Origin of the sequence: Bradyrhizobium sp. (assembly GCF_036735945.1) — a bacterium.
In the GTDB taxonomy this organism is placed as follows: domain Bacteria; phylum Pseudomonadota; class Alphaproteobacteria; order Rhizobiales; family Xanthobacteraceae; genus Bradyrhizobium.
On record NZ_DAINNI010000002.1, the window covers coordinates 1 to 26,961 of the forward strand.

Genomic DNA, 26,961 nt, shown 5'->3' on the forward strand with positions numbered 1-26,961 from the left:
GGTCTTGTCGAACTCGGCCTTGTCCTTCCAGGTGTTGACGGGATCGAGGATCTCGCTCGGCACGCCCGGCAGCGCGGTCGGCACCGCGAAACCGAAATACTTGTCGGTGCGGAATTCGACGTTGCGGAGCGAGCCGTCGAGCGCAGCGGTGAGCAGCGCGCGGGTCACCTTGATCGGCATGCGGCTGCCGACGCCATACTTGCCGCCGGTCCAGCCGGTGTTGACCAGCCAGCAATCGACGTTGTGCGTGGCGATCAGCTCGCGCAGCATGTTGCCGTAGACCGACGGGTCGAGCGGCAGGAACGGCGATCCGAAGCAGGTCGAGAATTCCGGCTGCGGCTCGTTGCCGAGACCACGCTCGGTGCCGGCGACCTTGGCGGTGTAGCCGGACAGGAAGTGATACATCGCCTGCGCCGGCGAGAGTTTTGCAATCGGCGGCAGCACGCCGAAGGCGTCGGCCGCCAGCATCACGACGTTCTTCGGCTGGCCGGCGCGGCCGGTGCGCGAAGCGTTCGGGATGAAATCGAGCGGATAGGCCGAGCGGGTGTTTTCGGTCTTCGAGCCGTCGTCGAAATCAGGCACACGGGTGTCTTCGTCGAGCACGACGTTTTCCAGCACGGCGCCGAAGCGGCTGGAGGCGGCGAAGATCTGCGGCTCGGCTTCCTTCGAGAGCTTGATGCATTTGGCGTAGCAGCCGCCTTCGAAATTGAAGACGCCGTCATTGCCCCAGCCGTGCTCGTCGTCGCCGATCAGCGTGCGGTTGGGATCGGCCGACAGCGTGGTCTTGCCGGTGCCGGACAGGCCGAAGAAGATCGCGGTGTCGCCCTTGGGCCCGACATTGGCCGAACAGTGCATCGGCATCACGCCCTTCTCGGGCAGATAATAGTTCAGCGTGGTGAAGACCGACTTCTTCATCTCGCCGGCATAATAAGACCCGCCGATCAGGACGATCTTGCGGGCGAAATCGATTGCGACGACGTTCTCCGAGCGCACGCCGTGACGTTTCGGATCGGCGCGGAAGCTCGGCAGATCGATGATGGTGAGCTCGGGCACGAAATCCCGCAGCATCGACGCCTCGGGACGAATCAGGAGCGTGCGGATGAACAGCGAGTGCCAGGCGAGCTCGGTGAACACGCGGGTCTTGATCTGGAAGTTCGGATCGGCGCCGCCGTAGAGGTCCTGCGCGAACAGCGTCATGCCTTCGGCATGCTTGAGGAAGTCGGCATAGAGCGCCGAGAACTGCTCGGAGGTGATCGACTGGTTGCCGGCCCACCACATGTTCTTGTCGGTGGTCGCATCGCGGACCGTGAACTTGTCCTTGGGGCTGCGTCCCGTGAACTCGCCGGTATCGGCGCAAAGCGCGCCGTCGGCCGATAACACGGCCTCGCCCGCCGCGAGCGAATATTGATAGAGCTGCGGCGCACCGAGATTCCAATGCACCGTCTTCAGATTCTTTAAGCCGAATTTGTCGGCGCCGAAGGCACCGTTGCGTACACCCGTCTCTTGCACGAAGAAATCCTCCTCGAACCCGCGTTACTCAATCGCGCGCATGTCGCTTGACGCGCTCTGTCGCGGTGACCCCGTGAATATAGCCTTATGGCTTTGGTCCGGCGACCTAATACTGATGAACGCCGTGCTTGCCAAGCCGATCCCGACGATTTGGTTTATTCAGGCGCGCGCTTGATCTGCATCAAATTGCTTGCTGCGGCGCTTTGCCCCGATTTGCCGTCTTGGTTGCGCGACCATTCGCACTGCGTCGTTTGGAGGAGGAATGCTGCGTCGCACAATCGAATATTTCCACGTACCGCATGGCGTTCGCGATGCGCCCGGCCGAACTTCTTGTCGAGGCTTTCGACGTGTCGCTGCGATAGCGTGGACAGGCCGACAGAAAAAATCATTCGGCCAGGTCGCAGAAACTTCCGCGCCCATTCAAAGCCGTAACCCGATGACGGGAGCGCTAACCCTCCTCAGCCCTTGTCAGCCCTTTGCCCGCGCCTCGCCCGCGAGCCGCACCAGCATCTTGCGCAGGCCCACGGCATCGGTGACCCGCTCCGGGAAATCCAGTCGCAGCGTCGTGCCGCCGGCCTGCATGTCGATGCCGTCGGGGTCGCAGCCGGTGCAGCGCCAGTCGGCGGCCTCGGCACCCAGCAACCGCGTCGCATAGAGATTCATCGCCTCGCGATGATCCTCGTTCATATGCTCGACCGCGCCCTGCTCGGCTTCCAGCAGACCAGCGGCATCGCCGATCACGGTCAGAAATCGCTCGGGCTTGAGGTCGATGATGCGGCCGAATCCGGCGACCAGATGCAGGCCCGACGGGGCGATCCGGAAGAACGAAAAATCCTTGAAATCGACGAAGGCCTCCGCCGATGGATGCGCGTTGAGGTAGCGCCGGCGCAGGATATTTACGCTCTCGTCCGTGGCCTCCTCCGCCCGTCCTGCCAGCATGATCCGCGCGCCTTCCAGGGGATCGCCGGCGGCGCGCTCGTCGAGCATCAGCGACACCCTGCCGTCGGCGAGGATGTTCTTCGTATGCAGTGCGAGCCGCGAAATCAGCAGGATTGGCGAGGCATCGGCATGGCTCGCAACGTTCACAAGCGAGCAATAGGGGTCGCCGCTTTCAGGCATAAGCGTGGCCAACGCGCCCTGCCGGCTTCGTCGCAACAGCGAGCGGGCAAGTTTGGAAGCATCAAAATCTGCGGTCGGCTGCATGGTTCTTTTCCGGCCATCTTATTGCAAAAAGGGCCTTTTCTCGGCCTGAGAGGGTGCTATATGGGGTGCGGCACGTCTCCTTGGGAGCGTTTTGCGGAACTCGGTCATAGTTCAGCCCAGCTTGCATTGCTCGGTTGACCGCGTACGAAGCCCATTTATGCGGCGTCTGGCTGAAGTGCCCGCCGTTTAAGCCACTCTCTTATTCGAAAGCAGAGGCTCATGCCCACAATCGCCCTGGTCGATGATGACCGCAACATTCTCACTTCCGTGTCAATCGCGCTTGAAGCCGAAGGCTATCGCATCATGACCTACACGGATGGTGCCTCGGCGCTCGATGGCTTCCGCACCTCACCTCCCGATCTCGCGATCCTGGACATCAAGATGCCGCGCATGGACGGCATGGAAACGCTGCGCCGGCTGCGGCAGAAGTCCGATCTGCCGGTGATCTTCCTGACCTCCAAGGATGAAGAGATCGACGAACTGTTCGGCCTCAAGATGGGTGCCGACGACTTCATCCGCAAGCCGTTCTCGCAGCGCCTCCTGGTTGAGCGCGTCAAGGCCGTGCTCCGCCGCGGCCAGCCCAAGGATCCGACCGCCGTGCCGAAGGAGCCCGATGCGCGGGCGCTGGACCGCGGCCTGTTGCGGATGGACCCCGAGCGTCACACCTGCACCTGGAAGAACGAGCCGGTGACGCTGACGGTGACGGAATTCCTGATCCTGCAGGCGCTGGCTACCCGGCCCGGCGTGGTGAAGAGCCGCAACGCGCTGATGGACGCGGCCTACGATGATCAGGTCTATGTCGACGACCGCACCATCGACAGCCACATCAAGCGGCTGCGCAAGAAGTTCAAGGTGGTCGACGACGATTTCGAGATGATCGAGACGCTGTACGGCGTCGGCTATCGTTTCAAGGAAGCCTGATCTGCGTTTTGCGGGCGGACGTGCCGACTGACACATTCGCCCGATCGGCGTAGAAGCGTGGAACTGGAAACGGCGCATCACAACCGACGGCTCAGCCATTGCTAGATCGAACGCAGTCCGACCCCAGCCTGAACAACGAGGACACTTCCGAGTTCCTTGAGCGGGATCGCGTCGCCGAAGACAATGCGGGCGAGAAGGGCTGGCGGTGGCCGCTCGGCTGGCTGCGCCGCGCCGGGCAATTCTTCTTCGCGCTCTCGTTCTCCAGCCTCACGCGCCGCATCGTCTCGCTCAACCTGGCCGGCCTCGTCGCGCTGGTGGCGAGCATTCTCTACCTCTCGCAATTCCGCGCCGGCCTGATCGATGCGCGCGCGCAGAGCCTTCTGGTGCAGGCCGAAATCATCGCCGGCGCGATCGCGGCCTCCGCCACCGTCGAAACCAACACCATCACCATCGATCCGGACCGCCTGCTCGATCTCAAGCCCGGCGAGAGCTACGGCGCGCCGGACGAATCCTCCGGCCTCGATTTTCCGATCAATCCGGAGCGCGTCGCGCCGGTGCTGCGGCGGCTGATTTCGCCGACCAAGACGCGCGCGCGAATCTATGGCGGCGACGGCGGCATGATTCTCGACAGCCGCAGTCTCTACGGCCGCGGCGACGTGATGCGTTTCGAACTGCCGCCGCCCTCGACCGAGAAGCCGGGCTTCGTCGAGCGCGCCACCATCTCGATCCGCACCTGGCTCAATCGCGGCGACCTGCCGCTCTACCGCGAACTCGGCCCCGAGAACGGCAAGGGCTATCAGGAAATCGTGCAGGCGCTCGACGGCGTCAAGAGCAGCGTCGTGCGTGTCAACGACCGCGGCGAGGTGATCGTCTCGGTCGCGGTGCCGGTGCAGCGATTCCGCGCCGTGCACGGCGCGCTGATGCTCTCGACCCAGGGCGACGACATCGACCAGATGGTGACGGCGGAGCGGCTCGCGATCCTGAAGGTCGGCGGCGTCGCCTCCGTGGTCATGATCGTGCTCTCGCTGCTGCTGGCGAGCACGATCGCGGGTCCGGTGCGGCGGCTGGCCGACGGCGCCGAGCGCGTCCGCCGCCGCATCCAGACCCGCGTCGAGATTCCCGACTTCACCCGCCGCCGCGACGAGATCGGGCATCTCTCGGGCGCGCTGCGCGACATGACCAATGCGCTCTATAGCCGCATCGAGGCGATCGAGATGTTCGCCGCCGACGTCGCCCACGAGCTGAAGAATCCGCTGACCTCGCTGCGGTCGGCGGTGGAGACGCTGCCGCTGGCGCGCAACGACACCAGCCGCGCACGCCTGCTCGAGGTGATCGAGCACGACGTCAAGCGGCTCGACCGCCTGATCTCGGACATCTCGGACGCCAGCCGCCTCGACGCCGAACTGCAGCGCCAGGACATGGCGCCGGTCGACCTGCGCCGCCTCCTGACCACGCTGACCTCGGTCGCCAACGAAACCCGGCTGGGGCATGACGTCGCAGTCGAATGCCGTTTCGACGGTCGCGGCTCCGCCGACACGTTCTCGGTGCCGGGCCATGATTCCAGGCTCGGACAGGTGATCTCCAACCTGCTGTCCAACGCGCAGTCCTTCTCCACCTCCGGCGGCAAGGTCCGCGTGAGCTGCCGCCGCGCGCGATCGGAGATCGAAATCATCGTCGACGACGACGGCCCGGGCATCGGCGAGGACGCGCTGGAACGCATCTTCGAGCGCTTCTACACTGATCGTCCGCACCAGGGCTTCGGCCAGAACTCGGGCCTCGGGCTCTCGATCTCCAAGCAGATCATCGAAGCGCATAACGGGCGGATCTGGGCGGAAAACCGCCATGGCCCGGCCGACGCCGAGGGCAAGCCGAGCGTGGCCGGCGCGCGCTTCGTGGTCCGGCTGCCTGCGCCATGACCGCAAGTCGGAGCGTGCACGCCTCCGCCGTGCGCGTGGGCGAGCGCGCCGTGCTGATCCGCGGACCGTCGGGCGCCGGCAAATCGCGGCTGGCTTTCAACCTGATCCTCGCGGGCCGCGCCGGACAGCTTCCGCCGGCCATTCTGGTCGGCGATGACCGTGTCCATCTCGACACAGTGGGCGGACAATTGCAGGTGCGCCCGGCGCCGGAATTGGCCGGCCTGATCGAGGTCCGGGGCCTCGGCATCCGCCGCTGCGAGTTCGTGAATGAGGCGCCAATAGGCCTTGTGGTCGATCTGGCGGCGCACGATGCCGAACGGCTGCCGCCGCCGGAAGCGCTGGCCATTCGCCTTAACGGCGTTATATTACCGCGAATTCCTATTGGAACGGGTTATGACCCGCTGCCCCTGATTGCGGCCGAGCTAACAACAACCGCCGGTTCAGGACTCAGTCCAACCTTTGGATGATTGCTCGAAGGGATTTGGTAACCATATAAGCCCCAATATCGCCACCGATTAAACCGGCGCGGGCCTCACTTCTTACCGGCAAATTCCGGAACAATAGCCAAGATGCCCTCTTGCGCGGGGCCTCTGGATGGTCAAAGTGGCGCGTTCGTGCGGTGCACCAAAAAGCACCCGCGAGGAGTTTCCGATGATTGGTCTAGTGCTTGTGACCCATGGGCGCCTTGCCGACGAGTTCAAGGCAGCGCTCGAACATGTCATGGGTCCGCAAAAACAAATTGAAGCGATCACGATTGGAGCGGAAGACGACTCCGATCTGTGTCGAAGCGATATCATCGAAGCGGTGAATCGCGTTGACAGCGGCGATGGTGTCGCCATCCTGACCGACATGTTCGGCGGCACACCTTCCAACCTCGCAATTTCCTGCATGAGCCGTCCCAAGGTGGAGGTGCTCGCAGGTATAAATCTTCCGATGCTGGTCAAGCTGGCCAAGGTGCGCGAAGAGCGCTCGCTTCCCGATGCCATCGCGATGGCGCAGGAGGCCGGTCGCAAATACGTCACCATCGCCAGTCGCGTGCTCGCCGGCAAATGAGCGACGAGCCCGCGCCCGAAAAGGAACTCGGGCCGAGCGTGCCGGCTGGCGCCATTTCGCGGGAACTTCTGATCATCAACAAGCGCGGCCTGCATGCGCGGGCCTCGGCGAAGTTCGTGCAGATGGTCGAAAAGTTCAGCGCCGAGGTCTGGGTGACCCGCGGCAGCGAGACCGTCGGCGGGACCTCGATTATGGGACTGATGATGCTGGCGGCGGGCCCTGGAACCACGGTCACGGTCTCCGCCACCGGCCCCGAGGCGCAACAGGCGATCGACGCGATCGCCGCGCTGGTCGCCGACAAGTTCAACGAAGAAGGCGTTTGAGACGCTCTCCTTCGCGGGGGCGTCGTAACCGTTAGACCCTCATGGTGAGGAGCCGCGCAGCGGCGTCTCGAACCATGTGCCCCGGCCGGTGCCATTCATCCTTCGAAACGGCGCTTCGCGCCTCCTCAGGATGAGGTCTGAGATTTCAAAACGGATTCGTCACGATGCCGCCGTCGGCGCGGAGCGCGGCGCCGTTGGTGGCGCTGGAGGCCTTTGAGCAGACGTAGCAGATCAGATTGGCGACCTCTTCCGGCCTGGCGTAGCGCTGCAGCAGCGAGGCCGGGCGGCGTTCGCTGAAGGTGCGCGACACCAGATCGTCGACGGTCGTGCCCATCGCCTTTGCGCGAGCGGCCATACGCACCGGCGCCATCTCGACCCAGGTAGGCCCCGGCATCACCGAATTGACGGTCACGTTGGTGCCCTTGGTGGTTTCCGCTGCGCCGCGCGCGATCACGAGCTGCGCGGATTTCGAAAAGCCGTAATGCACCATCTCCTTCGGAATGAAGACGCCGGATTCGCTGGAGACGAACACGACGCGGCCCCAGTCCTTGTTGTCGAGCATCCGCTTCAGATAATGCCGCGTCAGTCGCACGCCGCTCATGACGTTGACTTCGAACATCTTCGACCAGTCGGAATCCTCGATGTCGAAAAAGCCCTTCGGCTCATAGATGCCGAGATTGTTGACGAGGATGTCGACATCGGGGAATTGCGCGATCAGCGCGGCGCAGCCCGCCGCGCTGCCGAGGTCGAACGCCGCCGAATTCGCCTTGGCGGCGGGCGCAGCCTCGCGAACTTTCGCCACGGCCTCGCCGACCGCCGCCTGCTCGCGCCCGTTGACGATCACCTCGGCGCCCATTTGCGCAAGCCCGATCGCGGTCGCGAGCCCGATACCGCGCGTCGAGCCGGTGACGAGCGCCGTCTTGCCGGTGAGGTCGAGATCCATTGCATTTCCCCCTGGATTTATTGGCTGCTTCTAGTTGGCCGGCGGCACGATGTAGATATTCCAGGCCGTCGACGGGCCCGGCATCCCCAAAAAGAACCGACGCGTGGTCATCACCATGTGCTCGGCGTTCGCAGCATGGGCCTTCATCCACGCCTGGCATTTTTCCAGCTTCCAGTCGCCGTTCTCGCAGATGCCGATGAAGCCCGATCGCTTGGCTTCCTCGAGCGAGGTCAGCCCCGACGACCATGGCTCGTCGGGCGTCAGCGGCGCCGGATGGTCGGGGCTGTAGAAGGTGACGGGCTGGCCGGTATCGGTATAGGCCGCAACCACCGGCCAGCGTGAATTGAAGCGTAGACGCCAGGCTTCGGTCAGTCCGCGCGCGAGTTCGGAGCGCGCCCGATAGGTCGCGCCGGCAGTGCGCTTTTCGCTGAGCTCGTAGGCGACGATCTTCGGCGAAGCCGCCAGCGCGGCCAGCGTAATCGCGAGCCAGGCGACCGTCAGGTTCGCCAGCGCGACCTTGCGAACCCGCACGGCAGTTACAGCGATCAGCGCGAGCGGCGCCATGAAGAACAGCGGGATGCCCCAGTCGGTCTTGATGTAGAAATGAAACAGCAGGGCGCCGAGCGGCGGCCCGACGGCGACCACCGCCTGGATGATCCAGACATTGACCGCCTGCGAGAGGTTCACGCCCGGATTGGCGCCGCGCGCCAGCGCCGGAAACGGCGCCAGGCGGAACGGCCGCCAGAGCAGCGCGATGGCACCGAGGATCACCGGCGCCGCCAGCAGCGCAAGATTATGCCCGACGTAACCCAGCACAAGATCCTCGATCATCACGCGGTCGGTCAGCGAATAGGTATCGCCCGCATAGGTGAAGGGGACGAAATCCACCTGCTTCAGCCACATCAGGTGCGGCAGCATCGCGGCCACGAGCACTGCGATCGCCACCCATGGCGCCGGCGAGCGCAGGAATCTGAGACGCTCGGGGTGGATCAGCGCGGCAAGACCGATCGCGCCGATCATCGTGACGGCCCAGTATTTGGTCATCAGCGCCAGCGCGCCGGCAAGGCCAAGCCAGATGCCGGATCTGACGCTGCGCTTCTCGAAGGCGTCGAGATAGGCCAGCACCATCAGCGGCAGCGTGACGAGTTGCAGCAGGTCCGGATTGTATTTGAAGCCCTTGAAGTTGAAGATCGGATAGAGCGCGAGCATCACCACGACAAAGAACGCGCGGCGATGATCGACGACGCGCAGCGCCACGAGCCAGCAGATCACGAGGCCGCAGCCGAGCGTCGCCATCGCCAGCGCATAGCTCGCCCAGTCCGTGACCGGAAACAGCATGAACCAGACACCGGCGACCCACCCTGACAGCGGCGGGTGCTTGCCGTAGCCGAGCAGGAACTTCTGCCCCCAGGCGTAGGCCTCTGCGACGTCCATGTGAACGTCCTGCCCGGTCTTCAGGTTGACCAGGATCAGCGTCCACAGCACGGCGTGGACCACGGCAAAGCCGGTCACCAGCCACAGGCCGGGAATCGGCGCCGCTTTGGGGCCGCTGGCCAGTCCGGCCAGCCACGCCGCCGGCCGCCGGATCGAGAGGAAACGCTTGCGGCGCGCGGCGGCAGGTAAAATGGATGCAGTCGACATGGCCCATTCCGTAGCGTGTTTTCAGGCCCGATGGAATCAGCTTGCCGTGAAGAAACCCCCTTGAAATACAGCAAGATGGTTGCCGCACCGGGACGCGGATGCTATTGCGCGCCCCATGACAACGACGCCCATTTCCAACATCCGCAACTTCTCCATCGTCGCCCATATCGACCATGGCAAATCGACGCTGGCCGACCGCCTGATCCAGATGACGGGCGGGCTGTCGGACCGCGAAATGGCGGGCAAGGAGCAGGTGCTCGATTCCATGGATATCGAGCGCGAGCGCGGCATCACCATCAAGGCGCAGACGGTCCGGCTGAACTACCGCGCCAGGGACGGCAAGGACTACATCTTCAACCTGATGGACACGCCCGGCCATGTCGACTTCGCCTACGAAGTCTCGCGGTCGCTGGCGGCCTGCGAGGGCTCGCTGCTCGTGGTCGACGCCAGCCAGGGCGTCGAAGCGCAGACGCTCGCCAACGTCTACCACGCGCTCGATGCGGGCCATGAGATCGTCCCCGTTCTCAACAAGGTCGACCTGCCCGCGGCCGAGCCCGAGAAGGTCAAGCAGCAGATCGAGGACGTGATCGGCATCGACGCTTCCGAAGCCGTGATGATCTCGGCCAAGACCGGCCTCGGCGTTCCCGACGTGCTGGAAGCCATCGTCACCCGCCTGCCGCCACCGAAGGGCGACCGCGACGCGACGCTGAAGGCGCTCTTGGTCGACAGCTGGTACGACGTCTATCTCGGCGTGGTCGTTCTGATCCGCGTCGTTGACGGCACGATGAGGAAGGGTGGCCGGATCCGCATGATGGGCACCGGTGCTGCCTATGACGTCGAGCGGGTCGGCTTCTTCACGCCGAAGATGACGCAGGTCGACGAACTCGGCCCCGGCGAGATCGGCTTCATCACCGCCGCGATCAAGGAAGTCGCCGATACGCGCGTCGGCGACACCATCACCGACGACAAGAAGCCGGTCACCGAGATGCTGCCGGGCTTCAAGCCGGCTATCCCGGTCGTGTTCTGCGGCCTGTTTCCGGTCGATGCCGACGACTTCGAGACGCTGCGCGCGGCGATGGGCAAACTGAGGCTGAACGACGCGAGCTTCTCGTTCGAGATGGAGACCTCGGCTGCGCTGGGCTTCGGCTTCCGCTGCGGCTTCCTCGGGCTATTGCATCTCGAAATCATCCAGGAGCGGCTGTCGCGCGAGTTCGATCTCAACCTGATCGCGACCGCGCCGAGCGTGATCTACAAGATGCACCTGACCGACGGCCAGGAGATCGAGATCCACAATCCCGTCGACATGCCCGATGTCGTCAAGATCGCCGACATCGAAGAGCCGTGGATCGAGGCGACGATCCTCACGCCCGACGAATATCTCGGCAGCGTCCTGAAGCTCTGTCAGGACCGGCGCGGCGCGCAGAAGGAGCTCACCTACGTCGGCTCCCGCGCGATGGTGAAATACGATCTGCCGCTCAACGAGGTCGTGTTCGATTTCTATGACCGCCTGAAGTCGGTCTCCAAGGGCTACGCCTCGTTCGACTATCACCTGACCGACTACAAGCCGGCGGACCTCGTGAAGATGCAGATCCTCGTCAACGCCGAGCCGGTCGACGCGCTGTCGATGCTGGTGCACCGGACCCGCGCCGAGGGCCGCGGCCGCGCCATGGTCGAGAAGATGAAGGAATTGATCCCGCCGCACATGTTCCAGATTCCGATCCAGGCGGCGATCGGCGGCAAGGTGATCGCGCGCGAGACCGTGCGCGCGCTGCGCAAGGACGTCACCGCGAAATGCTACGGCGGCGACATCACGCGCAAGCGCAAGCTTCTGGAGAAGCAGAAGGAAGGCAAGAAGAAGATGCGGCAGTTCGGCAAGGTCGACATCCCGCAGGAAGCCTTCATCGCGGCGCTGAAGGTGGATAGCTGAGGCGAAGGCTCGAACCGCCGGAGCAGGATGGGATCAGGTCCGGCCTAGAGTCCCCCCCCGACCGCACAACAAAAATATCGAAAACAACCCCATGCAAAGTAGCCGACGCCCGTTAGGTGTCGGGCGCGTTGACTGCCTCAGGCGCAACCCCACTGATCACGGCACGAGCAGGATGCTGCTCATCATCTTGCTCCTGGCGGCGAATGAGGGCTATTTTTTTGTGAAGAGATCATCAACACTGGACTTGACTTCGCCCGGGTCCACAATGTCGGCTTTCATCTTATCCTGGAGATCCCTGATCTCATTCTGCAGAACTTGCCTTGCCATGTCACGCGCGAGCACAAATATTTCTACACACTCATTGAGTTCTGTTAGCGAAAGCAAATCGTAGTCACTACGTTGCCAAATCTCTGGCGCTCGAAGATTTTTCTCCTCAGGTGAGCGCTCGCGAGCCTCGTTCTTCGGGAAAAACAGCACCTCACCGGGAGAATCCCTGAAGTCCGTCAAGGAGAAGAACGCGTCCTCATATACGGTCATCAGGAGCCGTCTCTGCAGTAACGACAGCGGGTTCGTTGTCCACCCACAAACGAAAATCGGAACAAACTTACCTCTTTCTCGAATGATGGAAACTGGCGCTACCGGCACGAGCACTTCACGAGAAACGCGAAAGAATTCCCTCTCAAACTCGATTGGGTTGGAAGCGCCAAACTTTCGCGTTGCATCGTAGTCAAAAAATGCTTCGACTAGATGCCGGTTTTGAGTCCATCCTGCTGGAGCCCCTTTGCTAGTTGCCACCTTGATCGCCGCATCGAGATCAATGCCAAGCTCAATCCGATCTTTTATCGCGCGATAACCCGGTTGGTAACCAAAGCTCGGCTGGCCCTTAGCAAAACTAAGAACCGCCTTCGCGGTACGCGCTACATCCTCAAAAATGAAACGAACCCAGTTCGGCCCTGCGGGAGGAAAATCTAGCTTCCGCAGAATCTTTAAACCGCTTCACGATCTCAGCATTGTAGTCGACCATTAGTGCCTCGCTGCGTTGGCATACCAATTCATGATCAGATCGTTCGAGATCTGCATCGAAGCATTCACCTTTGAACCATGATTCCACACCTGATCCCAAGGGCCACCTGGTTCATGCGACATTGAAACCAGCGAACTCGCGGAGATCGCAACGAACCTACCACCAACCTCCTGCAGAAACGTTCGCTCCTCCTCGGAAAAAATTGCTTCGCAAAGTTGACGGTCGCCGGTCTCAGCGTTGAGACGGTAAGCCCGCCCCATAATCGGTTTGTCGCCAAAAGATTTGAATTCGCGATAAAGTTCTCGAAATACAGGACCGTAATCCCAAGCCTCAATCTTCGCAGAGACTAAAGGCCTTCCGAAGCGTGCCAGAAAATACGCATGCAAGAAAAAGACGATCTTGTTGATGCTCAAATTGGAGACTTGCCGACGCTTTGCGTCGGCAATGTCCAAAACAAAGTTGGCGATCGCGCGAACATCATGCATCAGAGGCTTGTACGATATTCATGTTTTGTTCGCAACGCAGTCCCATGCCTATCCCCCAAAAACTATACTTTCCATTGTCCCTTGACTTGGCATCAAGCACACCGAATCAGTGAGTATTCCATGATGATCAACCCTTGGTTAGCTTGGGGGACTTTATGTCTAAAAAATCAATTCTTCTCAGTGAGTTTGAGCTCTTCCGCGGGAATGGAGGAGGCATTGAAGCTTGGTTTTCGGAAGCAATGCCTGACGTCGTGGTGGATAGCCTGACCGACTGCGATAAGCGGAATATCCCGTTTGAGATTTTGAACCAGCTGTTAATCTTGTCTCATGAAGCGGGGATGTCCTTCGCTTTTTTCGAATACTATTTTCTAAGGGACCCTCATTCGTGCGGCCTGTCTTGGTATGACCCCAAAAAGCTCCCTGAGTTCGATCAGAGATATCTGACGGCAACGGCGATTGTTAGCTTGGGTCATCTTCGATGGGGACTTCGCCGATTGTATACGGATGGACTTCTCTATTTCGGAAACATCCGCGAATGCTATCGAACATTGCGCGGGCTTTCCAAAGTCCAGTTGGAGGACTTCTTCAAGCAGAGAATCTATGATGCTGAGGAACTTCGGAGCCGCAGCGACTACTTGCTTTTGAACGACATAGCAAAGGATGAGAGATACTTAATCGCGGAAGTCGCGTGCAAGACCTATGCACCGGCGGATGAGTCGGTTCCTACATTGTTGGAATATATAAAAAAACGCTACGAACAGTTGGCAAGCACAGGACGCAAGCGTCTCACGGTAAAAGAGCTAATCGCAGGCGGTAGAATACAAGGGGAGGCCTACGACGAGTATCAGCTTTCCTTCTCTCTTGATGAAGCCATTGACAGTGAAGTTTCGAGCGTCGGCGATCTTGAGAGAATGATTGGGCCGCTCTTGACCAAATTCGAGAGGGCCCGCTCAAATGCGCTTAAGAACACTGATCTGTACCTCTCCATGGTTTCTGATTTAGACATCTATGTTGCGACCAGCATGCGCAATCGGGACGATTTCCGGTCCATGGCTGACTTTTGCGAGGATGTGTTTAGAGATTCTCGAATTGCCCGCCTAAAATTGCGATACTTTGACCCCACCATGAGCGCTGCTGAGAATCACGAGGACAAAGGCCTCATCGAATGTTTGATGGTCAAATGTTCGAAGATGTTGATCTACAATGCGGGGAAATCCGATAGTTACGGAAAGGATGCAGAAGCCGCGATGGCGCTAAGCCTCGGGAAGCCCGTCATCTTCTTCTGTGACACAGAAACCAAGCAGAAGCTATTCAGAGACATTCATCCGCTAGCTCGCCTCATCAATTTTCACAACGGCGTCGCTGTCGGATCGATCGTAATGGACGATCGACGCGAGGTTCCGGAAATGATCAGACGCATTTTCGAGAACGATATGGAATTTGCATTGACAAAGAAGAAGGACGGTTACTTCTTGCTGCAAGAGCAAATGACAGGCTCGACCGTTCGGGTGCAGTCAAATAATTCGCTCCTCCGAGAAACATTCTGGAATTATTACAATCGAGAGCCCCCTTTCCGCAGGGAGTAAGCATCCTCCGCATCTTTCAGAGCCGTGTGGGCGCTACGGCGGCGACATCACGCGCAAACGCAAGCTTCTGGAGAAGCAGAAGAAGAAGATGCGGCAGTTCGGCAAGGTCGCCATCCCGCAGGACGCCTTCATCGCGGCGTTGAAGGTGGATAGCTAACGTCCTAGAATTGTGAGCTAGACTGCCTTGAAGTCATGATAAGTATTGCTTCCTGTGCAGATGGACTGCTTTCCCGCCAGCATTCCGCAGCGGGTACAAAATGCCGGAGCGCGCTCAGCATTGACGAAGTCATGATATGTATGGTGGCCAGTGCAAGTTGATTGTATGCCGGCCATCACCCCACACCGTGCACAATAACTTCCAAAAGGTCCGAGCCTCGTAAAGTCGTGGTACGTATGGTGCCCCGTGCAGACGCTCTGGACGCCGGCGCGTGCACCGCACCGAGAACAGCAAACGTTTGCGATCTTGGAAGGAGCCTGTGTGGAATCGAACTCGATAGGTTGAGCTGCTGGGGAGGCCGCCGAATTCGAGGCGCTGCCGACTTTGTTGGCAATGGCCAGCACCGTGGACCGAATCTGCCGGGCCACATCATACAGCGCTTCGTCGATGTCGAGCCAAGATTTTATCGGCCGTCCATCTTTGGGTACGGCTGAGAGTTTTCCAAACGGAGCAGTGTGCCAATCACAAGCGCGCAAGATCACCGGGACAACATGTGCCTCTCCGCTCTCGTGGCGCTCCATCGCCAACTTCATTTCGACACCCCAGCAATATTGGGACGCGAGAAAATCAGCGGACACCAGCAGGAGAACGATTTGAGCATCCGATAGGTTTGCATCTATTGCCGTCGCGAACTCATTACCGGCGACGATCTTTCGATCGTGCCAAACGTCGATTACCCCTTGGTTCTTGAGAAGGGAGAGGTGCTTTTCGAGGACCTCCCTCAGGGACTCGTCAGCATGGCAATACGAAATGAATACCTTCATCAAGCAACCCCAACAGAATCGCCAATCGCCATTTAAATCGAGACGTCGAATACTCAAAGCATTGCAACCATGACGATACACCCTAAATGCTGTTTGCAAGTAGGCGATCTTCGCTGGTTGGGACTTAAAACCATGAGCCCACGCCACCAATACACGCAGTGTACATCGCGTTTGCGTTCGCAGATCAATGGGCGAAAGCGTATCAACGGGAACCGTTGGAACAACAGCCTCCGTCCTCGGCGCGTCTCCCAAAGTACCCACGATCAGCCGATCCGCGAATGAGGGGCATGCCGTCCGTCATATTGCTCGGGGGCGATAGATAAGCCACCATCTCCCCCGCCCGATCATAAATAGAAAGAGAGCAGGGGAAGCGCATGCGGGAGTCCTCCGGATCTTCCTACGGCTGGGTCGTAGTCGCCGCGGGCGCGCTGATGACCTGCGTGGCGTTCGGCTCGATGCTGTCGCTGGCGGTGTTCCTGCAGCCGATTTCGGAAGCGATGGGCTGGTCGCGCAGCGGCGTCTCGGCGGCGGCGACGATCGACTTTCTCGCGATGGGGCTCGCGGCCTTCTTCTGGGGCACCCTGTCCGACCGCTTCGGCACCCGCATCGTCGTGCTCTCGGGCTCGTTTCTGCTCGGCGCCGGCCTGATCGGGGCGAGCCAGGCCACCAGCCTGTGGCAGTTCCAGCTTTCCTTCGGCGTCCTGATCGGGATCGCGGCCGGCGCCTTCTACGCGCCGATGGTTGCGGCGGCCAGCGCCTGGATCGAACATCGGCGCAGCCTCGCGGTCGCGCTGGTCTCGGCCGGCATGGGCGTCTCGCCATTGACGGTCGCCCCGTTCGCAAGCTGGCTGATCACGAACTATGACTGGCGTACCGCGATGTTCGTCATCGGCATTGCCGCCCTGGCGCTGTTGATTCCAGCCTCCCTGCTGGTGCGGCGGCCGCCGGAGCCCTCGCCATCCGTGGCGGCACATGGAATCGATGCGCCGGTCAGGGAATGGACCGTCGCGCAGGCGCTGAGGACGCCGCAATTCATCACGCTGGCGCTGGCGCATTTTGCCTGCTGCGCCGCGCATTCCGGGCCGATCTTCCACATGGTGAGCTACGCCATGATCTGTGGCATCGCTCCGCTCACCGCCGTTACCGTCTACAGCCTCGCCGGGTTCTCCGGCCTCGGCGGCCGGCTGCTGCTCGGCGTATTGGCCGATCGCTTCGGCGCCAAGCATGTTCTGGTCGGCGGCCTGTTCGTGCAGGCGATGTCGATCGCGACCTATCTCGCGGTCGGCCAGCTCGGCGAGTTCTATGCGCTGTCGGTGATGTTCGGTCTGGCCTATGGCGGCGTGATGCCGCTCTACGCCGTGCTGGTGCGCGAATATTTCGGCGTCCGCATCATGGGCAGCATGTTCGGCGCCGTCTCCGCTTTCGCCAGCCTCGGCATGGCGCTGGGGCCGCTGGCCGGCGGCTGGGTGTTCGACACCTTCCGCACCTACAACTGGCTCTATGTTGGCTCCTTCGCGATCGGCATGGCGGCCGTTGCGGTTGCGCTGGCCTTCCCGTCGGCCAAAAGGCCGCAGCAACCCTCGCTCGATCTCGGGCGCGCCACCGCTTGACCGGCCGGCAATTCCCGCCGTCTTGATCGACGGCGGCGGATGGGTCACCATCACGGCCAAACGACAACAACAGGGAATGCGGGAAAGCGTATGAACAGGCATCCGGGCGTCGATCTCGTGGAGCGCGCCCGCGCGCTTGCGCCCCTGATCGTGCGCGAGGCCGACGAGATCGAGCGGACGCGGCGGCTGACGCCGGCGGTGACGTCGGCGCTGATCGAGAACGGGCTTTATCGCGCGCTGCTGCCGAAGCGTTTTGGCGGCGCCGAGGCGGCGCTGGAAACCTTCATGCAGATGCAGGAGGAAATCGCCAAGGCCGACGCCTCGACGGCATGGTGCCTCGGCCAGTGCAGCGTCTGCGCCATGACCGCAGCCTATCTCGATCCAGATGCGGCCAACGAGATCTTCAACGTCGCGCCGGGCATTCTCGCCTGGGGCGCGATCAAGCACGAGGTGCAGGCGGTTCCGGGCGGCTACAAGGCGAACGCGCGCTGGGACTTCGCCTCCGGCATGCGGCAGGCAAGCTGGCTCGGCGCCCATGTCGGCGTCGTCGAGGCCGACGGCGCGCCGCGGCGCAAGGCGGATGGCTCGCCGGAGATCCGCACCATCCTGTTCCCGATCGGCAGCGCCGCGCTCCATGACGTCTGGGACGTGATCGGCCTGCGCGGCACCGGCACCGATTCCTATTCGGTCGACAATCTTTTCATCCCCGACAAATTCGCCGCGCTGCGCGACGAACCCGAGGCGCGGCGCGAGGACGGACCGCTGTACAAGCTCTCCACCAACATGGTGTTCAGCATGGGCTTTGCGGCAACGTCGGTCGGCGTCGCCCGCGCGACACTAGACGCCGCCATCGACCTTGCACGCGCCAAGACCCCGCAGGCGCAAAAGACGATGCGCGAAAACAATGCCGTGCAGGGCGTGATCGGCCGCGCCGAGGCGCAACTGCGCGCCACCCGCGCCTATCTCTACTCCACCGCGGCGGAGGTCTGGCGCGATCTTTCGCAGGGCATGGCGCTGACCGAAGCCCACCGCATCGCGCTGCGCATCGCCGCGACCTGGACCATCCATCAATCGGCCGCCGTGGTCGACACCGCCTATCACATGGCCGGCGCCACCGCCGTGTTCAGCGCCAACAAGTTCGAGCGCCGCTTTCGCGACATGCATGCCATCGCGCAGCAGATCCAGGGCCGCGATTCGCACTACGAAGACGTCGGCAAGGTGATCCTGTCAGGCGATCTCGACGCGTCGCCGACGGCACGGTGATCGGTCCGTATTTCTACGGACCGGCGGGCGTCCGCTGTTGTTAAACAATTCATGAAATGGGTTGGGAAGCCTCTCTTCTGGAGCTTCCGCAGGTCCCATGTTCAAAATACGCTCGATCGCCGCCCGTCTGATCCTCGCCATTTCGCTGACGGTTGCCGTCGCCTGTGCGATCCTTGGGACCTTCTCGATCGTCCAGCAACGCGCGCTGACACATCTCGCGCTCGATCAGCAGCTCAAGCTGCAATATGACAGCGTGATCGCCGCGATCGACTATGAAGGCCGCGCGGCGCTCGCGGTCTCGACCGTGATTGCCGGCCTGCCGCCGGTCGCGGATGCCATCGCAAAGAGCGACCGCGACGGATTGGGCAAGCTGCTCGGCGATGCGCTGGGACCGCTGAAGGCGCAGGGCATCCCGTTGATTTCGTTCTGGCGGGCGCCTGCGATCTCGTTCTACCGGGTCCATGCGCCGAAGGTGTTCGACGACGACGCTTCGGCGCGGCGTTCCACCGTGGTGGAAGCGATCAAGACCGGCAAGACCATCGTCGGCGTCGAGCCCGGCCGCGAGGCGCTCGCGATCTTCGGCATGACGCCGATCATGCGCGACGGCAAGACGCTGGCCAATGTCGACGTCGGCGCCGCCTTCGGCAAGGAATTCGTCGACCGCGCCAAGAAGCGCTTCGGCATCGACCTTGCGGTCTATTCGAACGACGGCAAGGCCTTCAAGAAGCTGTCCGCGACCTACGGCGACGAGGTGGTCGCGACCGCGGACGAACTCAAGGGCGTGTTCGACGGCCAGCCGTTGCGCCGTGACGCCACGATCAACGGCCACCCCGCCGCGCTCTATCTCGGGCAGATCAGGAATTACGCCGGCCAGCCGGTCGGCATTCTCGAGATCATCAAGGACACCACCGAGTACGAAGCGGCGGCGGCGAGTTCGCAGCGCAACCTGATCCTCGGCACGGTCGCCATCCTGTTCGGCGCGATCGTGCTCGCATTCCTGCTCGGCCGTGGCCTGTCGCGCCCGCTGGCTGCGATCACCGCGGTGATGAACCGCCTGTCCGGCGGCGAGGTCGACGTCACGATTCCCGGCAGCGAGCGCCGCGACGAACTCGGGACCATGGCGAGCGCCGTCGACGTGTTCCGCCGCAGCATGATCGAGGCGCGCAGCATGCGCGAGGCGCAGGAGGCTACCAAGCAGCAGACGGAACACGAGAAGAAAGCCTTGCAGCGTCAGATGGCCGACCGTTTCGAGACCGACGTCAAGAGCGTCGTTGCCGCGGTCGCCCAGGCGACGTCGGACATGCAGCGCGTGGCCGGCGAGATCGCGAGCAGCGTGAACGGCACCTCGCAGCGCGCCGCCGCTGCGGCTGCGGCCACCGACGAGGCCTCCGCCAGCGTCAATGCCGTCGCCGCCGCGACCAAGGAACTGGCGTCCTCGGTGACCGAGATCGGCCGCCAGGTCACCCATTCCAGCCGGGTCGCCGACAACGCCGTCGTCAAGGCCGAGCAGACCACCGAGATGGTCGGCAGCCTGGCGTCGGCAGCCGAAAAGATCGGCGACGTGCTTCGCCTGATCGGCGCGATTGCCAGCCAAACCAACCTGCTGGCGCTGAACGCGACCATCGAGGCCGCGCGCGCCGGCGAGGCCGGCCGCGGCTTCGCTGTGGTCGCAGCCGAGGTCAAGGAGCTCGCCAGCCAGACCGCGAAGGCGACCGAGGAAATCGCCGGCCAGGTCGCGGCGATTCAATCGGCCACCGGCGACTGCGTGACAGCGATCGGCGGCATCGGCGCCACCATTCGCGAGATCAGCGGCATCGCCACCACCATCGCCGCCGCCGTCGAAGAGCAGGATTCGGCAACGCGGGAGATCGCCCGCAGCGTCCAGCAGGCGGCCACCGGCACCAACGAAGTTTCGACAAACGTGACCGGCGCCAGTCAGTCCGCCGACCAGTCGCGCGCGCTCGCCGAGAACGTCGCGGCAGCGACCGGCCAGCTCAGCCGTCAGGCCGACGCGCTGCACAGGAGTGTCGATACGTTCCTGGCGGGGCTGCGCGACGCGGCCTAGCCAAACGGCCTCGCTCTCCGAGCCAGCGTTGCTCCCTCGTTATCCGCGACAACGAGGGAGACGCAACATGGCAGCGACCTCGTTTGCGCTTCCGCCGGCCTGCATCCTGCCCTAGATTGTATGCGACGATCCCGGCAGGATGCGCGCACTTCGATGAAAACTCCGGCGAAGAAGAAAGCCGCAAAGCGCATCGCCGGGAAGCGGCACGCGGCAAAGGCGAATGCCCAAGTGGAGGCCGTCCTCGCCGGTTACCCCAATCCGGTCAAATCAAGGCTGCTGGCGCTGCGCCGGCTGATCTTCGATACCGCCGATACGACCGATGGCGTCGGCGCGCTCGAAGAGGCGCTGAAATGGGGGCAGCCGAGCTATCTGACGAGCGAGAGCGGGAGCGGCAGCACGATCCGGATCGACCAGGTGAAGGCGGAAGCCGGCCGCTACGCGATCTATTTCCACTGCCAGACCGATCTGGTCGCGACCTTTCGCGAGCTCTATCCGGAACTGCGCTACGGCGGCAACCGCAGCATCCTGCTCGACGCGGGCGAGAAGCTGCCGGAGAAGCCGCTGCGCCACTGCATCGGGCTGGCGCTGACCTATCACGCGCGGAAGCGGGAACGGGGCAAGTAGCGCGCGTAGCCCGGATGCAGCGCAGCGAAATCCGGGGGCATCGTGCGGCGGACCAGCCGGTCCCGGATTGCGCATCCGCTCCATCCGGGCTACGGCTGCGACTAGGCCACCAGCGCGTCACCCGCCGGCATGCTCCAGTTGCCCTGCGTCTTCAAGAGGCTCGCGATCTCCGCATTGGGCCGCGCGCGGCTGAACAGAAAACCCTGCCCCTCGTGGCAGCCCTCGTTGCGCAGGCAATCGACCTCGGCCTCGGTCTCGACGCCTTCCGCCGTGATGACGACGCCCAGCCCCTTGCCAAGGCTGATGATCGAACGGACGATCGCCTGCGCGTCGGGATTGGCGGCGAGGTCGCGCACAAACGACTGGTCGATCTTGATCTTGTCGAACGGAAAGCTGCGCAGATAGCTCAGGCTGGAATAGCCGGTGCCGAAATCGTCCATCGAGATGCGCACGCCGAGCGCACGCAGCGCATGCAGCGTCGCCAGCACCTCGCTGCTCTTTTCCAGCAGCAGCGTCTCGGTGATCTCGAGTTCCAGCCGCTTCGCCGGCAGGCCGGTTTGCTTGAGCGTTTCCATCACCAGCGCCAGCAGATTGCCGACCCGGAACTGCAGCGGCGACAGATTGACCGCGACGCGGACGTCGTCGGGCCATTGCGCCGCGTCGGCGCAGGCGCGCCGCAGCATCAGCCCGCCGATGGCGTTGATCAGCCCGGTCTCCTCGGCGACGGGAATGAATTCGGCCGGCGAGATCATGCCGCGCTCGGGATGCGGCCAGCGCACCAGCGCCTCGAAGCCGGTGATGCGCCCACTCGATAGGTCGACGAGCGGCTGGTAGTGAGGCCGCAGCGCGTCGGTCCCGATGGCTTCGCGCAGTTCGGTCTCGATCTTGCGCCGCGTCTGGGCCCGCGCGTCCATGCCGGCTTCGAAGAACGAGAACGTACCGCGGGAATCGTTTTTCGCACGCGACAGGGCGAGATCGGCGTTCTTCAGGAGCTTCTCGGAATCATCACCATCGCCGGGCGACATCGCAATGCCGATGCTGGCGCCGATCACGACGGAATGTCCGTCGATGAGATGCGGATCGCCGACCGCATCCAGCAGTCGCCGCGCCAGGAACACGGCATCCTCCGGCCGGGTCACGCCGCTCTGGACGACGGCGAATTCGTCGGAGTTGAGCCGGGCCAGCGTGTCGTCTTCACGCAGCATCGATTGCAATCGCTTGCCGACGCCGCGCAGCAGCTTGTCGCCGACGCCGTGACCGAGCGTATCGTTGACCGCCTTGAAATTGTCGAGGCCAAGCATCAGCACCGCCACCTTCTCCGCGCTGCGGCGAGAGCGCAGCAGGACGTCGTCCATCTGCTGCCGCAGCAGGTTGCGGTTCGGCAGCCCGGTGAGCGCGTCATGCTGGGCCATGAAGGTCAGCCGCGCCTCGGCGCGCTTGCGTTCGGTGGTGTCCAGCAGCGCCAGCAGGGCCGCCGCACGGTCGCCGTAAACGAGCTGGCGCGAATAGATCGCAAGATCGATCAGCGCGCCGTCGGCCCTGACATGCTTCCAGGTGCGCGCCTTCAGTTCTTCGCCGGCGCGCTCGAAGGCCCATGGCGGATCGCCGTCGAAGGCCTGCAGATTGCGGATCGTGAGCTTCTCGAATTCGTTGCGGCTGTAACCGTAATGCCCGACCGCGGCGTCGTTGACGGCGAGGATATGTTCGTCGTCCAGCGCACAGACGATCATCGGAACCGGATTGCTGTCAAACAGCAGGCGGAACGACGCTTCGCGCTGTTGTTCGTGCCGCCGTTTGATTGGCGGTTTCAGCGCGGGCTTTGCCGGGCGGCCGGGGAAGCGGACAACGGCCTGTTTCGGCGTTCTGCTTGTTCTTGGCTTCTTCGGCATTGCTTCCACTCTACTCGCACTTTGCGCGCAAAGTTTTCGGATAAGTCTCTGAAAAAATAGTGTCTCTTGTCGATGAAACTGGCCTATCGGCGCGTTGGCGTGCCGTCTCTCCGGGATACAACTACACGTTTTGCGTGCAACGCCGTCGGCGCAGATCGCGATTCACGGGCGGAATCGCCGGACCGATATAGGGGGCGGCCGGCTGTCGCCCTGGCCGCACAAGGAATGCGCGAAACGTCGCGCACTCGCGTCAAACGCCTTTCGATGATCGGCACGGTTATCGCAGCGTTAAGGCAATCGCGAACACAGTCCTGTCCCGGTTGATCCCGACGCGCGTATGGCGCTGGACAGCGCCGCTGCATGGCCTGGTGCCACGAATCCTGGCGACCTCGGCGGGCCTCTGCCATCATTTGGGCGAGGGGCGATTCGCCTGTGCGCCGCTTATTCCCTCTCGCCGATTTCATGCTACGTTTTGCGCGAACTCGAGTGATCCGATGAACCCTCGCCTGATTCTGATCCCGCTCATTGCCTTGATGATCGCAGCCACCGGCGCGCGGGCGCAGGACAAGGGCACGCTGCATCCGAAGCCGCTGCCGCCGCTCGCCAATTCGCACGACCCCCACGTCGCCGCCAAGGAACTGTTCGGCCGCAAGGTGCTGCCGGCGGCGATGCCGACCCGCGTATTCGGGTTCTATGCCCATGGCTGCATTGCAGGCGCGGAAGGACTGCCGCTCAACGGCGACAATTGGCAGGTGATGCGGCTGTCGCGCAACCGCTATTGGGGCCATCCCGATCTGATCGCGCTGGTCAAGCGGCTCGCGGGCAAGGCGCGCAGGGATGCCGGCTGGCCGGGCATCCTCGTCGGCGACATGTCGCAGCCGCGCGGCGGCCCGATGTTCACCGGGCATGCCAGCCATCAGGTTGGACTGGACGCCGACATCTGGCTGACGCCGATGCCGAACCGGCAACTGTCGCGCAACGAGCGCGAGGAGATGTCGGCGGTGATGATGGTGCGCAGCGACCGGCTCGATATCGATCCGCACGCCTGGACGCCGACGCATCTTGCAGTGATCCGCGCCGCCGCGCAGGAGCCGAGCGTGCAGCGCATCTTCGTCAATGCCGCGATCAAGAAAGCGTTATGCCGCGAGGCGAAGGGCGACCGATCCTGGCTGCACAAGGTGCGGCCGATGTACGGCCACGACTATCACTTCCACATCCGCATCAAATGTCCGCCCGGCGCCGGCGAATGCGACAGCCAGCCCGAGCCGAATGAAGGCGAAGGCTGCAGTGCGGGCGACCTCGCCTACTGGTTCAGCGATGCGGTGCTGCACCCCAAGCCGCCGAAAATTCCGCCAAAGCCGAAGCCGCCGATGACCATGGCGTCGCTGCCGCCGGCCTGCAAGGCGGTGCTGAACGCGGCTGACATGAAACCGTAGCCGCAGAACGGTATTTCCATTCGGATGCCGGATGGGCTATATCATGCCGGCTCGCGCCGTAAGCGCGACCACGCCACGGATCAGGGCTGCTGATCCTGCCCCATCCCCGTTTCTGCCGGTCTGAGCCGTCGATTGCGCGCGGATGGTATTATTTTGAAGGATTCGTCATGCGCATCAGTGCACGTAACCAGATCAAGGGCACCGTCGTCGAAGTCAAGAAGGGCGACCACCTCGCATGTGCGCGTCGATATCGGCAACGGCCAGATCATCACCTCCGCGATCACCAACGAGGCGGTCGATGACCTCAGCCTCAAGGCCGGCGGCAAGGCCATGGTGGTCGTGAAAGCCTCCGACGTCATGATCGCGGTGGACTGACATGCGAATTTCACTGCTCGTCGCGTTGCTGTTGCTCGGGGCTGTGCCTGCATGGGCGGCCGAAGAACCGAGCGGCTGCGACAAGTTCAAATGGCCGATCGAGCGTGAGCGCGCCGCGCTGACCGCGCCCGATCGCGCCAGATTGGCGACGGGCAGTGAACTCGCGGCCCTGCCGTCGTCAGGCGTGACGCTTGCGCTGGTCGCGCCGGCCGACGCCAGGCTGCCGACGCCGCCGGAGCGCGCGCCCAGGGACGGCACCTTTGCCGGCTTTGCCCGCGTCAAGACCGCCCCCAAGGCGGGCCTCTACAGCATCAGCCTGTCGGCAGGCGGCTGGGTCGACGTGGTCCAGGATGGCCATTTCCTCAAGCCCAAGGCCTTCAGCGGCGCCACCGACTGCAACGGCATCCGCAAGACCATGAAATATGAGCTGTCGGCGAGCCCCTTTGTGCTGCAGGTCAGCGGGACAAAAGAGGACCAGATCTCGATTGCGATCCTGCCGACCGAATAGGCCTTCGCCCAAGGTCTGAGACGAACGGTCACTTTACCCGGACTGTCAGCCTGCTATTGTTTGCGCTGCGACATTCCGGTCGGCCGTAAGCCATCGGGATTTCCGGAACAGCGCTTCCGTCTGTCGCTCCCTTTACTCAACCCACGCCTGATCGCGGCGCGCAACCCGCGCGCCTGCGAGCACGCTCGGAGCGCTATCATGTATCGTCTTACCGGAATTTTCGCGGCCTTCGTCATCCTGCTCGGAGCGGCGCATTCACCTGCCACCGCGCAGGACAAGACCATCACCGTGTTCGCCGCCGCCTCGATGAAGAATGCGCTCGACGAGGTCGACGCCGCCTACACCGCCAAGACCGGCACCAAGATCGTCGCCAGCTACGCCGCCAGTTCGGCATTGGCAAAGCAGATCGAACAGGGCGCGCCGGCCGACGTGTTCATCTCGGCCGATACCGACTGGATGGATTACGCGATCGGCAAGAAGAACATCAACGAGGCAAGCCGGGTCAACCTGCTCGGCAACAGCATCGTGCTGATCGCGCCGAAGGATTCGAAGATCGACAATGTCAGCATCGCAGCCGGCTTCGACCTTTCAAAACTCGCCGGCGACGGCAAGATCGCGACCGGCGACGTCAAGGCCGTGCCGGTCGGGAAATACGCCAAGGCTGCGCTTGAAAAACTCGGCGCCTGGCAGGCGGCCGAGCCGAAATTCGCGATGGCCGAGAGCGTGCGCGCCGCGCTGACGCTGGTGGCGCGCGGCGAAGCCGCGCTCGGCATCGTCTACTCCACCGACGCCAAGGTCGAGCCCGGCGTCAAGATCGTCGGCACCTTCCCGGCCGACTCCCACCCGGCGATCATCTATCCGGTGGCGGCGACCACGACGGCGAAGCCGGAAACGAGCGACTATCTCGCCTTCCTGCGCTCGACCGCGGCCAAGAACATCCTGGAGAAATACGGCTTCAAGTTCCTCGTCAGCCCATCGACCTGATGCTCGAGATTACGCCGGCCGAATGGACGGCCATCCTGCTGTCGCTGCGCGTCGCCATCATTGCGACGCTGGTGGCGACACCGTTCGGTATCGCGCTGGCTTGGCTGCTGGCGCGATACGATTTCTGGGGCAAGTCGATCCTCGATGCGCTGGTGCACCTGCCGCTGGTGCTGCCGCCGGTCGTCACCGGATATCTGCTGTTGCTGACCTTCGGCCGCCGCGGCCTGGTCGGCGCGTGGCTCGCCGACCATCTCGGCATCGTGTTCGCGTTTCGCTGGACCGGCGCGGCGCTGGCCTGCGGCGTGATGTCGTTTCCGCTGTTGGTGCGGCCGATCCGGCTGTCGATCGAGGCGGTCGACCGCCGGCTCGAGCAGGCATCGAGCACGCTTGGCGCCGCGCCATGGCAGGTGTTTGCGACCGTGACCTTGCCGCTGGCGCTGCCGGGCGTGCTCGCCGGCATGGTGCTCGGTTTCGCCAAGGCGATCGGCGAGTTCGGCGCCACCATCACCTTCGTCTCCAACATCCCCGGCGAGACCCAGACGATTTCCTCGGCGATCTATTCGCTGATCCAGACTCCCGACGGCGACACCGCGGCAGCGCGGCTGGTGCTGATTTCGATCGTGATCGCGATGGGCGCGCTGATCGCCTCCGAATGGTTCGCGCGGCGCGCGACCAAGCGCCTGCACGGAAACTGA

24 protein-coding genes and 2 pseudogenes are annotated in these 26,961 nt (G+C 62.9%); 17 read left to right on the top strand and 9 right to left on the bottom strand.

Features of this window, described 5'->3' with window-relative positions:
- The 3 genes from V7E26_RS00865 to V7E26_RS00875 all read right to left on the bottom strand — a co-directional run.
- Positions 1–1,509 (bottom strand): phosphoenolpyruvate carboxykinase (locus tag V7E26_RS00865; RefSeq protein ID WP_324412471.1); only part of this gene is annotated, 1,509 nt, incomplete at its 3' end.
- 155 nt (positions 1,510–1,664) lie between these two features.
- A complete protein-coding gene (locus V7E26_RS00870) occupies positions 1,665–1,898 on the bottom strand; it encodes a hypothetical protein (RefSeq protein ID WP_324412473.1) in 234 nt (77 codons plus the stop codon).
- Positions 1,899–1,977: 79 nt separating this feature from the next.
- Positions 1,978–2,712 (bottom strand): HugZ family pyridoxamine 5'-phosphate oxidase, encoded by a 735-nt coding sequence (locus V7E26_RS00875; RefSeq protein ID WP_324412475.1) that lies wholly within the window; start codon positions 2,710–2,712, stop codon positions 1,978–1,980.
- Between the two features lie 219 nt (positions 2,713–2,931).
- Here V7E26_RS00875 and V7E26_RS00880 point away from each other — a divergent pair, with 219 nt between their 5' ends.
- The 5 genes from V7E26_RS00880 (at position 2,932) to V7E26_RS00900 (ending at position 6,925) form a co-directional block, all read left to right on the top strand.
- Positions 2,932–3,633 carry a response regulator transcription factor gene (locus V7E26_RS00880; protein ID WP_027541437.1) on the top strand — a complete coding sequence of 234 codons (702 nt, stop codon included), beginning with the start codon at positions 2,932–2,934 and terminating at the stop codon, positions 3,631–3,633.
- Positions 3,634–3,731: 98 nt separating this feature from the next.
- Positions 3,732–5,549: a sensor histidine kinase gene (locus tag V7E26_RS00885; protein ID WP_324412486.1), complete on the top strand. Its 1,818-nt coding sequence runs from the start codon at positions 3,732–3,734 to the stop codon at positions 5,547–5,549.
- On the top strand, positions 5,546–6,016 hold the full coding sequence (locus tag V7E26_RS00890; protein ID WP_324412488.1) for an HPr kinase/phosphorylase: 471 nt from the start codon (positions 5,546–5,548) through the stop codon (positions 6,014–6,016). The genes V7E26_RS00885 and V7E26_RS00890 overlap by 4 nt, the downstream gene beginning before the upstream one ends.
- 184 nt (positions 6,017–6,200) lie before the next feature.
- On the top strand, positions 6,201–6,602 hold the full coding sequence (locus V7E26_RS00895; protein ID WP_024339151.1) for a PTS sugar transporter subunit IIA: 402 nt from the start codon (positions 6,201–6,203) through the stop codon (positions 6,600–6,602).
- Positions 6,599–6,925, top strand: coding sequence for an HPr family phosphocarrier protein (locus V7E26_RS00900; protein ID WP_324412490.1), 327 nt, complete (start codon positions 6,599–6,601; stop codon positions 6,923–6,925). The genes V7E26_RS00895 and V7E26_RS00900 overlap by 4 nt, the downstream gene beginning before the upstream one ends.
- Before the next feature lie 145 nt (positions 6,926–7,070).
- On the opposite strand, the gene V7E26_RS00905 is transcribed toward V7E26_RS00900, so the two are convergent.
- Both V7E26_RS00905 and V7E26_RS00910 read right to left on the bottom strand, forming a co-directional pair.
- On the bottom strand, positions 7,071–7,868 hold the full coding sequence (locus tag V7E26_RS00905; RefSeq protein WP_324412492.1) for an SDR family NAD(P)-dependent oxidoreductase: 798 nt from the start codon (positions 7,866–7,868) through the stop codon (positions 7,071–7,073).
- A gap of 30 nt (positions 7,869–7,898) precedes the next feature.
- Positions 7,899–9,509 carry a glycosyltransferase family 39 protein gene (locus V7E26_RS00910; protein ID WP_324412494.1) on the bottom strand — a complete coding sequence of 537 codons (1,611 nt, stop codon included), beginning with the start codon at positions 9,507–9,509 and terminating at the stop codon, positions 7,899–7,901.
- Between the two features lie 115 nt (positions 9,510–9,624).
- On the opposite strand from V7E26_RS00910, the gene lepA reads away from it, so the two are divergent.
- Positions 9,625–11,436 (top strand): translation elongation factor 4, encoded by a 1,812-nt coding sequence (gene lepA, locus V7E26_RS00915; protein WP_324412496.1) that lies wholly within the window; start codon positions 9,625–9,627, stop codon positions 11,434–11,436.
- A gap of 210 nt (positions 11,437–11,646) precedes the next feature.
- Here lepA and V7E26_RS00920 read toward each other — a convergent pair whose 3' ends face one another.
- Both V7E26_RS00920 and V7E26_RS00925 read right to left on the bottom strand, forming a co-directional pair.
- A complete protein-coding gene (locus V7E26_RS00920; protein ID WP_324412498.1) occupies positions 11,647–12,231 on the bottom strand; it encodes a hypothetical protein in 585 nt (194 codons plus the stop codon).
- Positions 12,232–12,459: 228 nt separating this feature from the next.
- Positions 12,460–12,945, bottom strand: coding sequence for a Panacea domain-containing protein (locus V7E26_RS00925; protein ID WP_324412500.1), 486 nt, complete (start codon positions 12,943–12,945; stop codon positions 12,460–12,462).
- A gap of 155 nt (positions 12,946–13,100) precedes the next feature.
- Between V7E26_RS00925 and V7E26_RS00930 the strand changes: the two genes are divergently transcribed.
- Positions 13,101–14,531 (top strand): hypothetical protein, encoded by a 1,431-nt coding sequence (locus V7E26_RS00930; RefSeq protein ID WP_324412502.1) that lies wholly within the window; start codon positions 13,101–13,103, stop codon positions 14,529–14,531.
- Positions 14,532–14,565: 34 nt separating this feature from the next.
- Positions 14,566–14,688: pseudogene (locus V7E26_RS00935) on the top strand (hypothetical protein); the annotation flags it as partial.
- Between the two features lie 17 nt (positions 14,689–14,705).
- Here the strand turns inward: V7E26_RS00935 and V7E26_RS00940 are convergent.
- Positions 14,706–15,512, bottom strand: a complete 807-nt coding sequence (locus tag V7E26_RS00940; RefSeq protein WP_324412503.1) for a TIR domain-containing protein — start codon at positions 15,510–15,512, stop codon at positions 14,706–14,708.
- Positions 15,513–15,886: 374 nt separating this feature from the next.
- Between V7E26_RS00940 and V7E26_RS00945 the strand changes: the two genes are divergently transcribed.
- The 4 genes from V7E26_RS00945 to V7E26_RS00960 all read left to right on the top strand — a co-directional run bounded on the left by V7E26_RS00945 (position 15,887) and on the right by V7E26_RS00960 (position 21,074).
- Positions 15,887–17,122, top strand: coding sequence for an MFS transporter (locus V7E26_RS00945; protein ID WP_324412504.1), 1,236 nt, complete (start codon positions 15,887–15,889; stop codon positions 17,120–17,122).
- A 90-nt stretch (positions 17,123–17,212) separates the two neighbouring features.
- Positions 17,213–18,385, top strand: coding sequence for an acyl-CoA dehydrogenase family protein (locus tag V7E26_RS00950; protein ID WP_324412506.1), 1,173 nt, complete (start codon positions 17,213–17,215; stop codon positions 18,383–18,385).
- A gap of 97 nt (positions 18,386–18,482) precedes the next feature.
- Entirely contained in the window at positions 18,483–20,450 is a 1,968-nt protein-coding gene (locus tag V7E26_RS00955) for a methyl-accepting chemotaxis protein (protein ID WP_324412508.1), read from the top strand.
- Positions 20,451–20,603: 153 nt separating this feature from the next.
- Entirely contained in the window at positions 20,604–21,074 is a 471-nt protein-coding gene (locus tag V7E26_RS00960; RefSeq protein WP_324412511.1) for a DUF1801 domain-containing protein, read from the top strand.
- Between the two features lie 101 nt (positions 21,075–21,175).
- On the opposite strand, the gene V7E26_RS00965 is transcribed toward V7E26_RS00960, so the two are convergent.
- Complete coding sequence (locus V7E26_RS00965; protein ID WP_324412513.1) at positions 21,176–22,963, bottom strand: putative bifunctional diguanylate cyclase/phosphodiesterase; 1,788 nt, start codon at positions 22,961–22,963, stop codon at positions 21,176–21,178.
- 494 nt (positions 22,964–23,457) lie between these two features.
- Between V7E26_RS00965 and mepA the strand changes: the two genes are divergently transcribed.
- The 5 genes and pseudogenes from mepA to modB all read left to right on the top strand — a co-directional run bounded on the left by mepA (position 23,458) and on the right by modB (position 26,961).
- The gene (gene mepA / locus V7E26_RS00970) at positions 23,458–24,399 is read left to right on the top strand and encodes a penicillin-insensitive murein endopeptidase (RefSeq protein WP_324412514.1); all 942 of its coding nucleotides are present in this window, start codon (positions 23,458–23,460) and stop codon (positions 24,397–24,399) included.
- Positions 24,400–24,566: 167 nt separating this feature from the next.
- A pseudogene (locus V7E26_RS00975) lies at positions 24,567–24,774 on the top strand (TOBE domain-containing protein).
- Between the two features lies 1 nt (position 24,775).
- Entirely contained in the window at positions 24,776–25,282 is a 507-nt protein-coding gene (locus V7E26_RS00980) for a hypothetical protein (RefSeq protein ID WP_324412516.1), read from the top strand.
- Positions 25,283–25,480: 198 nt separating this feature from the next.
- Positions 25,481–26,266, top strand: coding sequence for a molybdate ABC transporter substrate-binding protein (gene modA, locus V7E26_RS00985; protein WP_324412518.1), 786 nt, complete (start codon positions 25,481–25,483; stop codon positions 26,264–26,266).
- Positions 26,266–26,961 (top strand): molybdate ABC transporter permease subunit, encoded by a 696-nt coding sequence (gene modB / locus V7E26_RS00990; protein WP_324412520.1) that lies wholly within the window; start codon positions 26,266–26,268, stop codon positions 26,959–26,961. The genes modA and modB overlap by 1 nt, the downstream gene beginning before the upstream one ends.

Coding starts and splice junctions, on each gene's coding strand:
- modB (WP_324412520.1), top strand. CDS start 26,266: ATGCTCGAGATTACGCCGGCCGAATGGACGGCCATCCTGCTGTCGCTG.
- V7E26_RS00925 (WP_324412500.1), bottom strand. CDS start 12,945: ATGCATGATGTTCGCGCGATCGCCAACTTTGTTTTGGACATTGCCGAC.
- V7E26_RS00895 (WP_024339151.1), top strand. CDS start 6,201: ATGATTGGTCTAGTGCTTGTGACCCATGGGCGCCTTGCCGACGAGTTC.
- V7E26_RS00900 (WP_324412490.1), top strand. CDS start 6,599: ATGAGCGACGAGCCCGCGCCCGAAAAGGAACTCGGGCCGAGCGTGCCG.
- V7E26_RS00980 (WP_324412516.1), top strand. CDS start 24,776: ATGCGAATTTCACTGCTCGTCGCGTTGCTGTTGCTCGGGGCTGTGCCT.
- V7E26_RS00870 (WP_324412473.1), bottom strand. CDS start 1,898: ATGATTTTTTCTGTCGGCCTGTCCACGCTATCGCAGCGACACGTCGAA.
- modA (WP_324412518.1), top strand. CDS start 25,481: ATGTATCGTCTTACCGGAATTTTCGCGGCCTTCGTCATCCTGCTCGGA.
- mepA (WP_324412514.1), top strand. CDS start 23,458: ATGAACCCTCGCCTGATTCTGATCCCGCTCATTGCCTTGATGATCGCA.
- V7E26_RS00930 (WP_324412502.1), top strand. CDS start 13,101: ATGTCTAAAAAATCAATTCTTCTCAGTGAGTTTGAGCTCTTCCGCGGG.
- V7E26_RS00965 (WP_324412513.1), bottom strand. CDS start 22,963: ATGCCGAAGAAGCCAAGAACAAGCAGAACGCCGAAACAGGCCGTTGTC.
- V7E26_RS00905 (WP_324412492.1), bottom strand. CDS start 7,868: ATGGATCTCGACCTCACCGGCAAGACGGCGCTCGTCACCGGCTCGACG.
- V7E26_RS00875 (WP_324412475.1), bottom strand. CDS start 2,712: ATGCAGCCGACCGCAGATTTTGATGCTTCCAAACTTGCCCGCTCGCTG.
- V7E26_RS00940 (WP_324412503.1), bottom strand. CDS start 15,512: ATGAAGGTATTCATTTCGTATTGCCATGCTGACGAGTCCCTGAGGGAG.
- V7E26_RS00910 (WP_324412494.1), bottom strand. CDS start 9,509: ATGTCGACTGCATCCATTTTACCTGCCGCCGCGCGCCGCAAGCGTTTC.
- V7E26_RS00880 (WP_027541437.1), top strand. CDS start 2,932: ATGCCCACAATCGCCCTGGTCGATGATGACCGCAACATTCTCACTTCC.
- V7E26_RS00890 (WP_324412488.1), top strand. CDS start 5,546: ATGACCGCAAGTCGGAGCGTGCACGCCTCCGCCGTGCGCGTGGGCGAG.
- lepA (WP_324412496.1), top strand. CDS start 9,625: ATGACAACGACGCCCATTTCCAACATCCGCAACTTCTCCATCGTCGCC.
- V7E26_RS00955 (WP_324412508.1), top strand. CDS start 18,483: ATGTTCAAAATACGCTCGATCGCCGCCCGTCTGATCCTCGCCATTTCG.
- V7E26_RS00950 (WP_324412506.1), top strand. CDS start 17,213: ATGAACAGGCATCCGGGCGTCGATCTCGTGGAGCGCGCCCGCGCGCTT.
- V7E26_RS00945 (WP_324412504.1), top strand. CDS start 15,887: ATGCGGGAGTCCTCCGGATCTTCCTACGGCTGGGTCGTAGTCGCCGCG.
- V7E26_RS00960 (WP_324412511.1), top strand. CDS start 20,604: ATGAAAACTCCGGCGAAGAAGAAAGCCGCAAAGCGCATCGCCGGGAAG.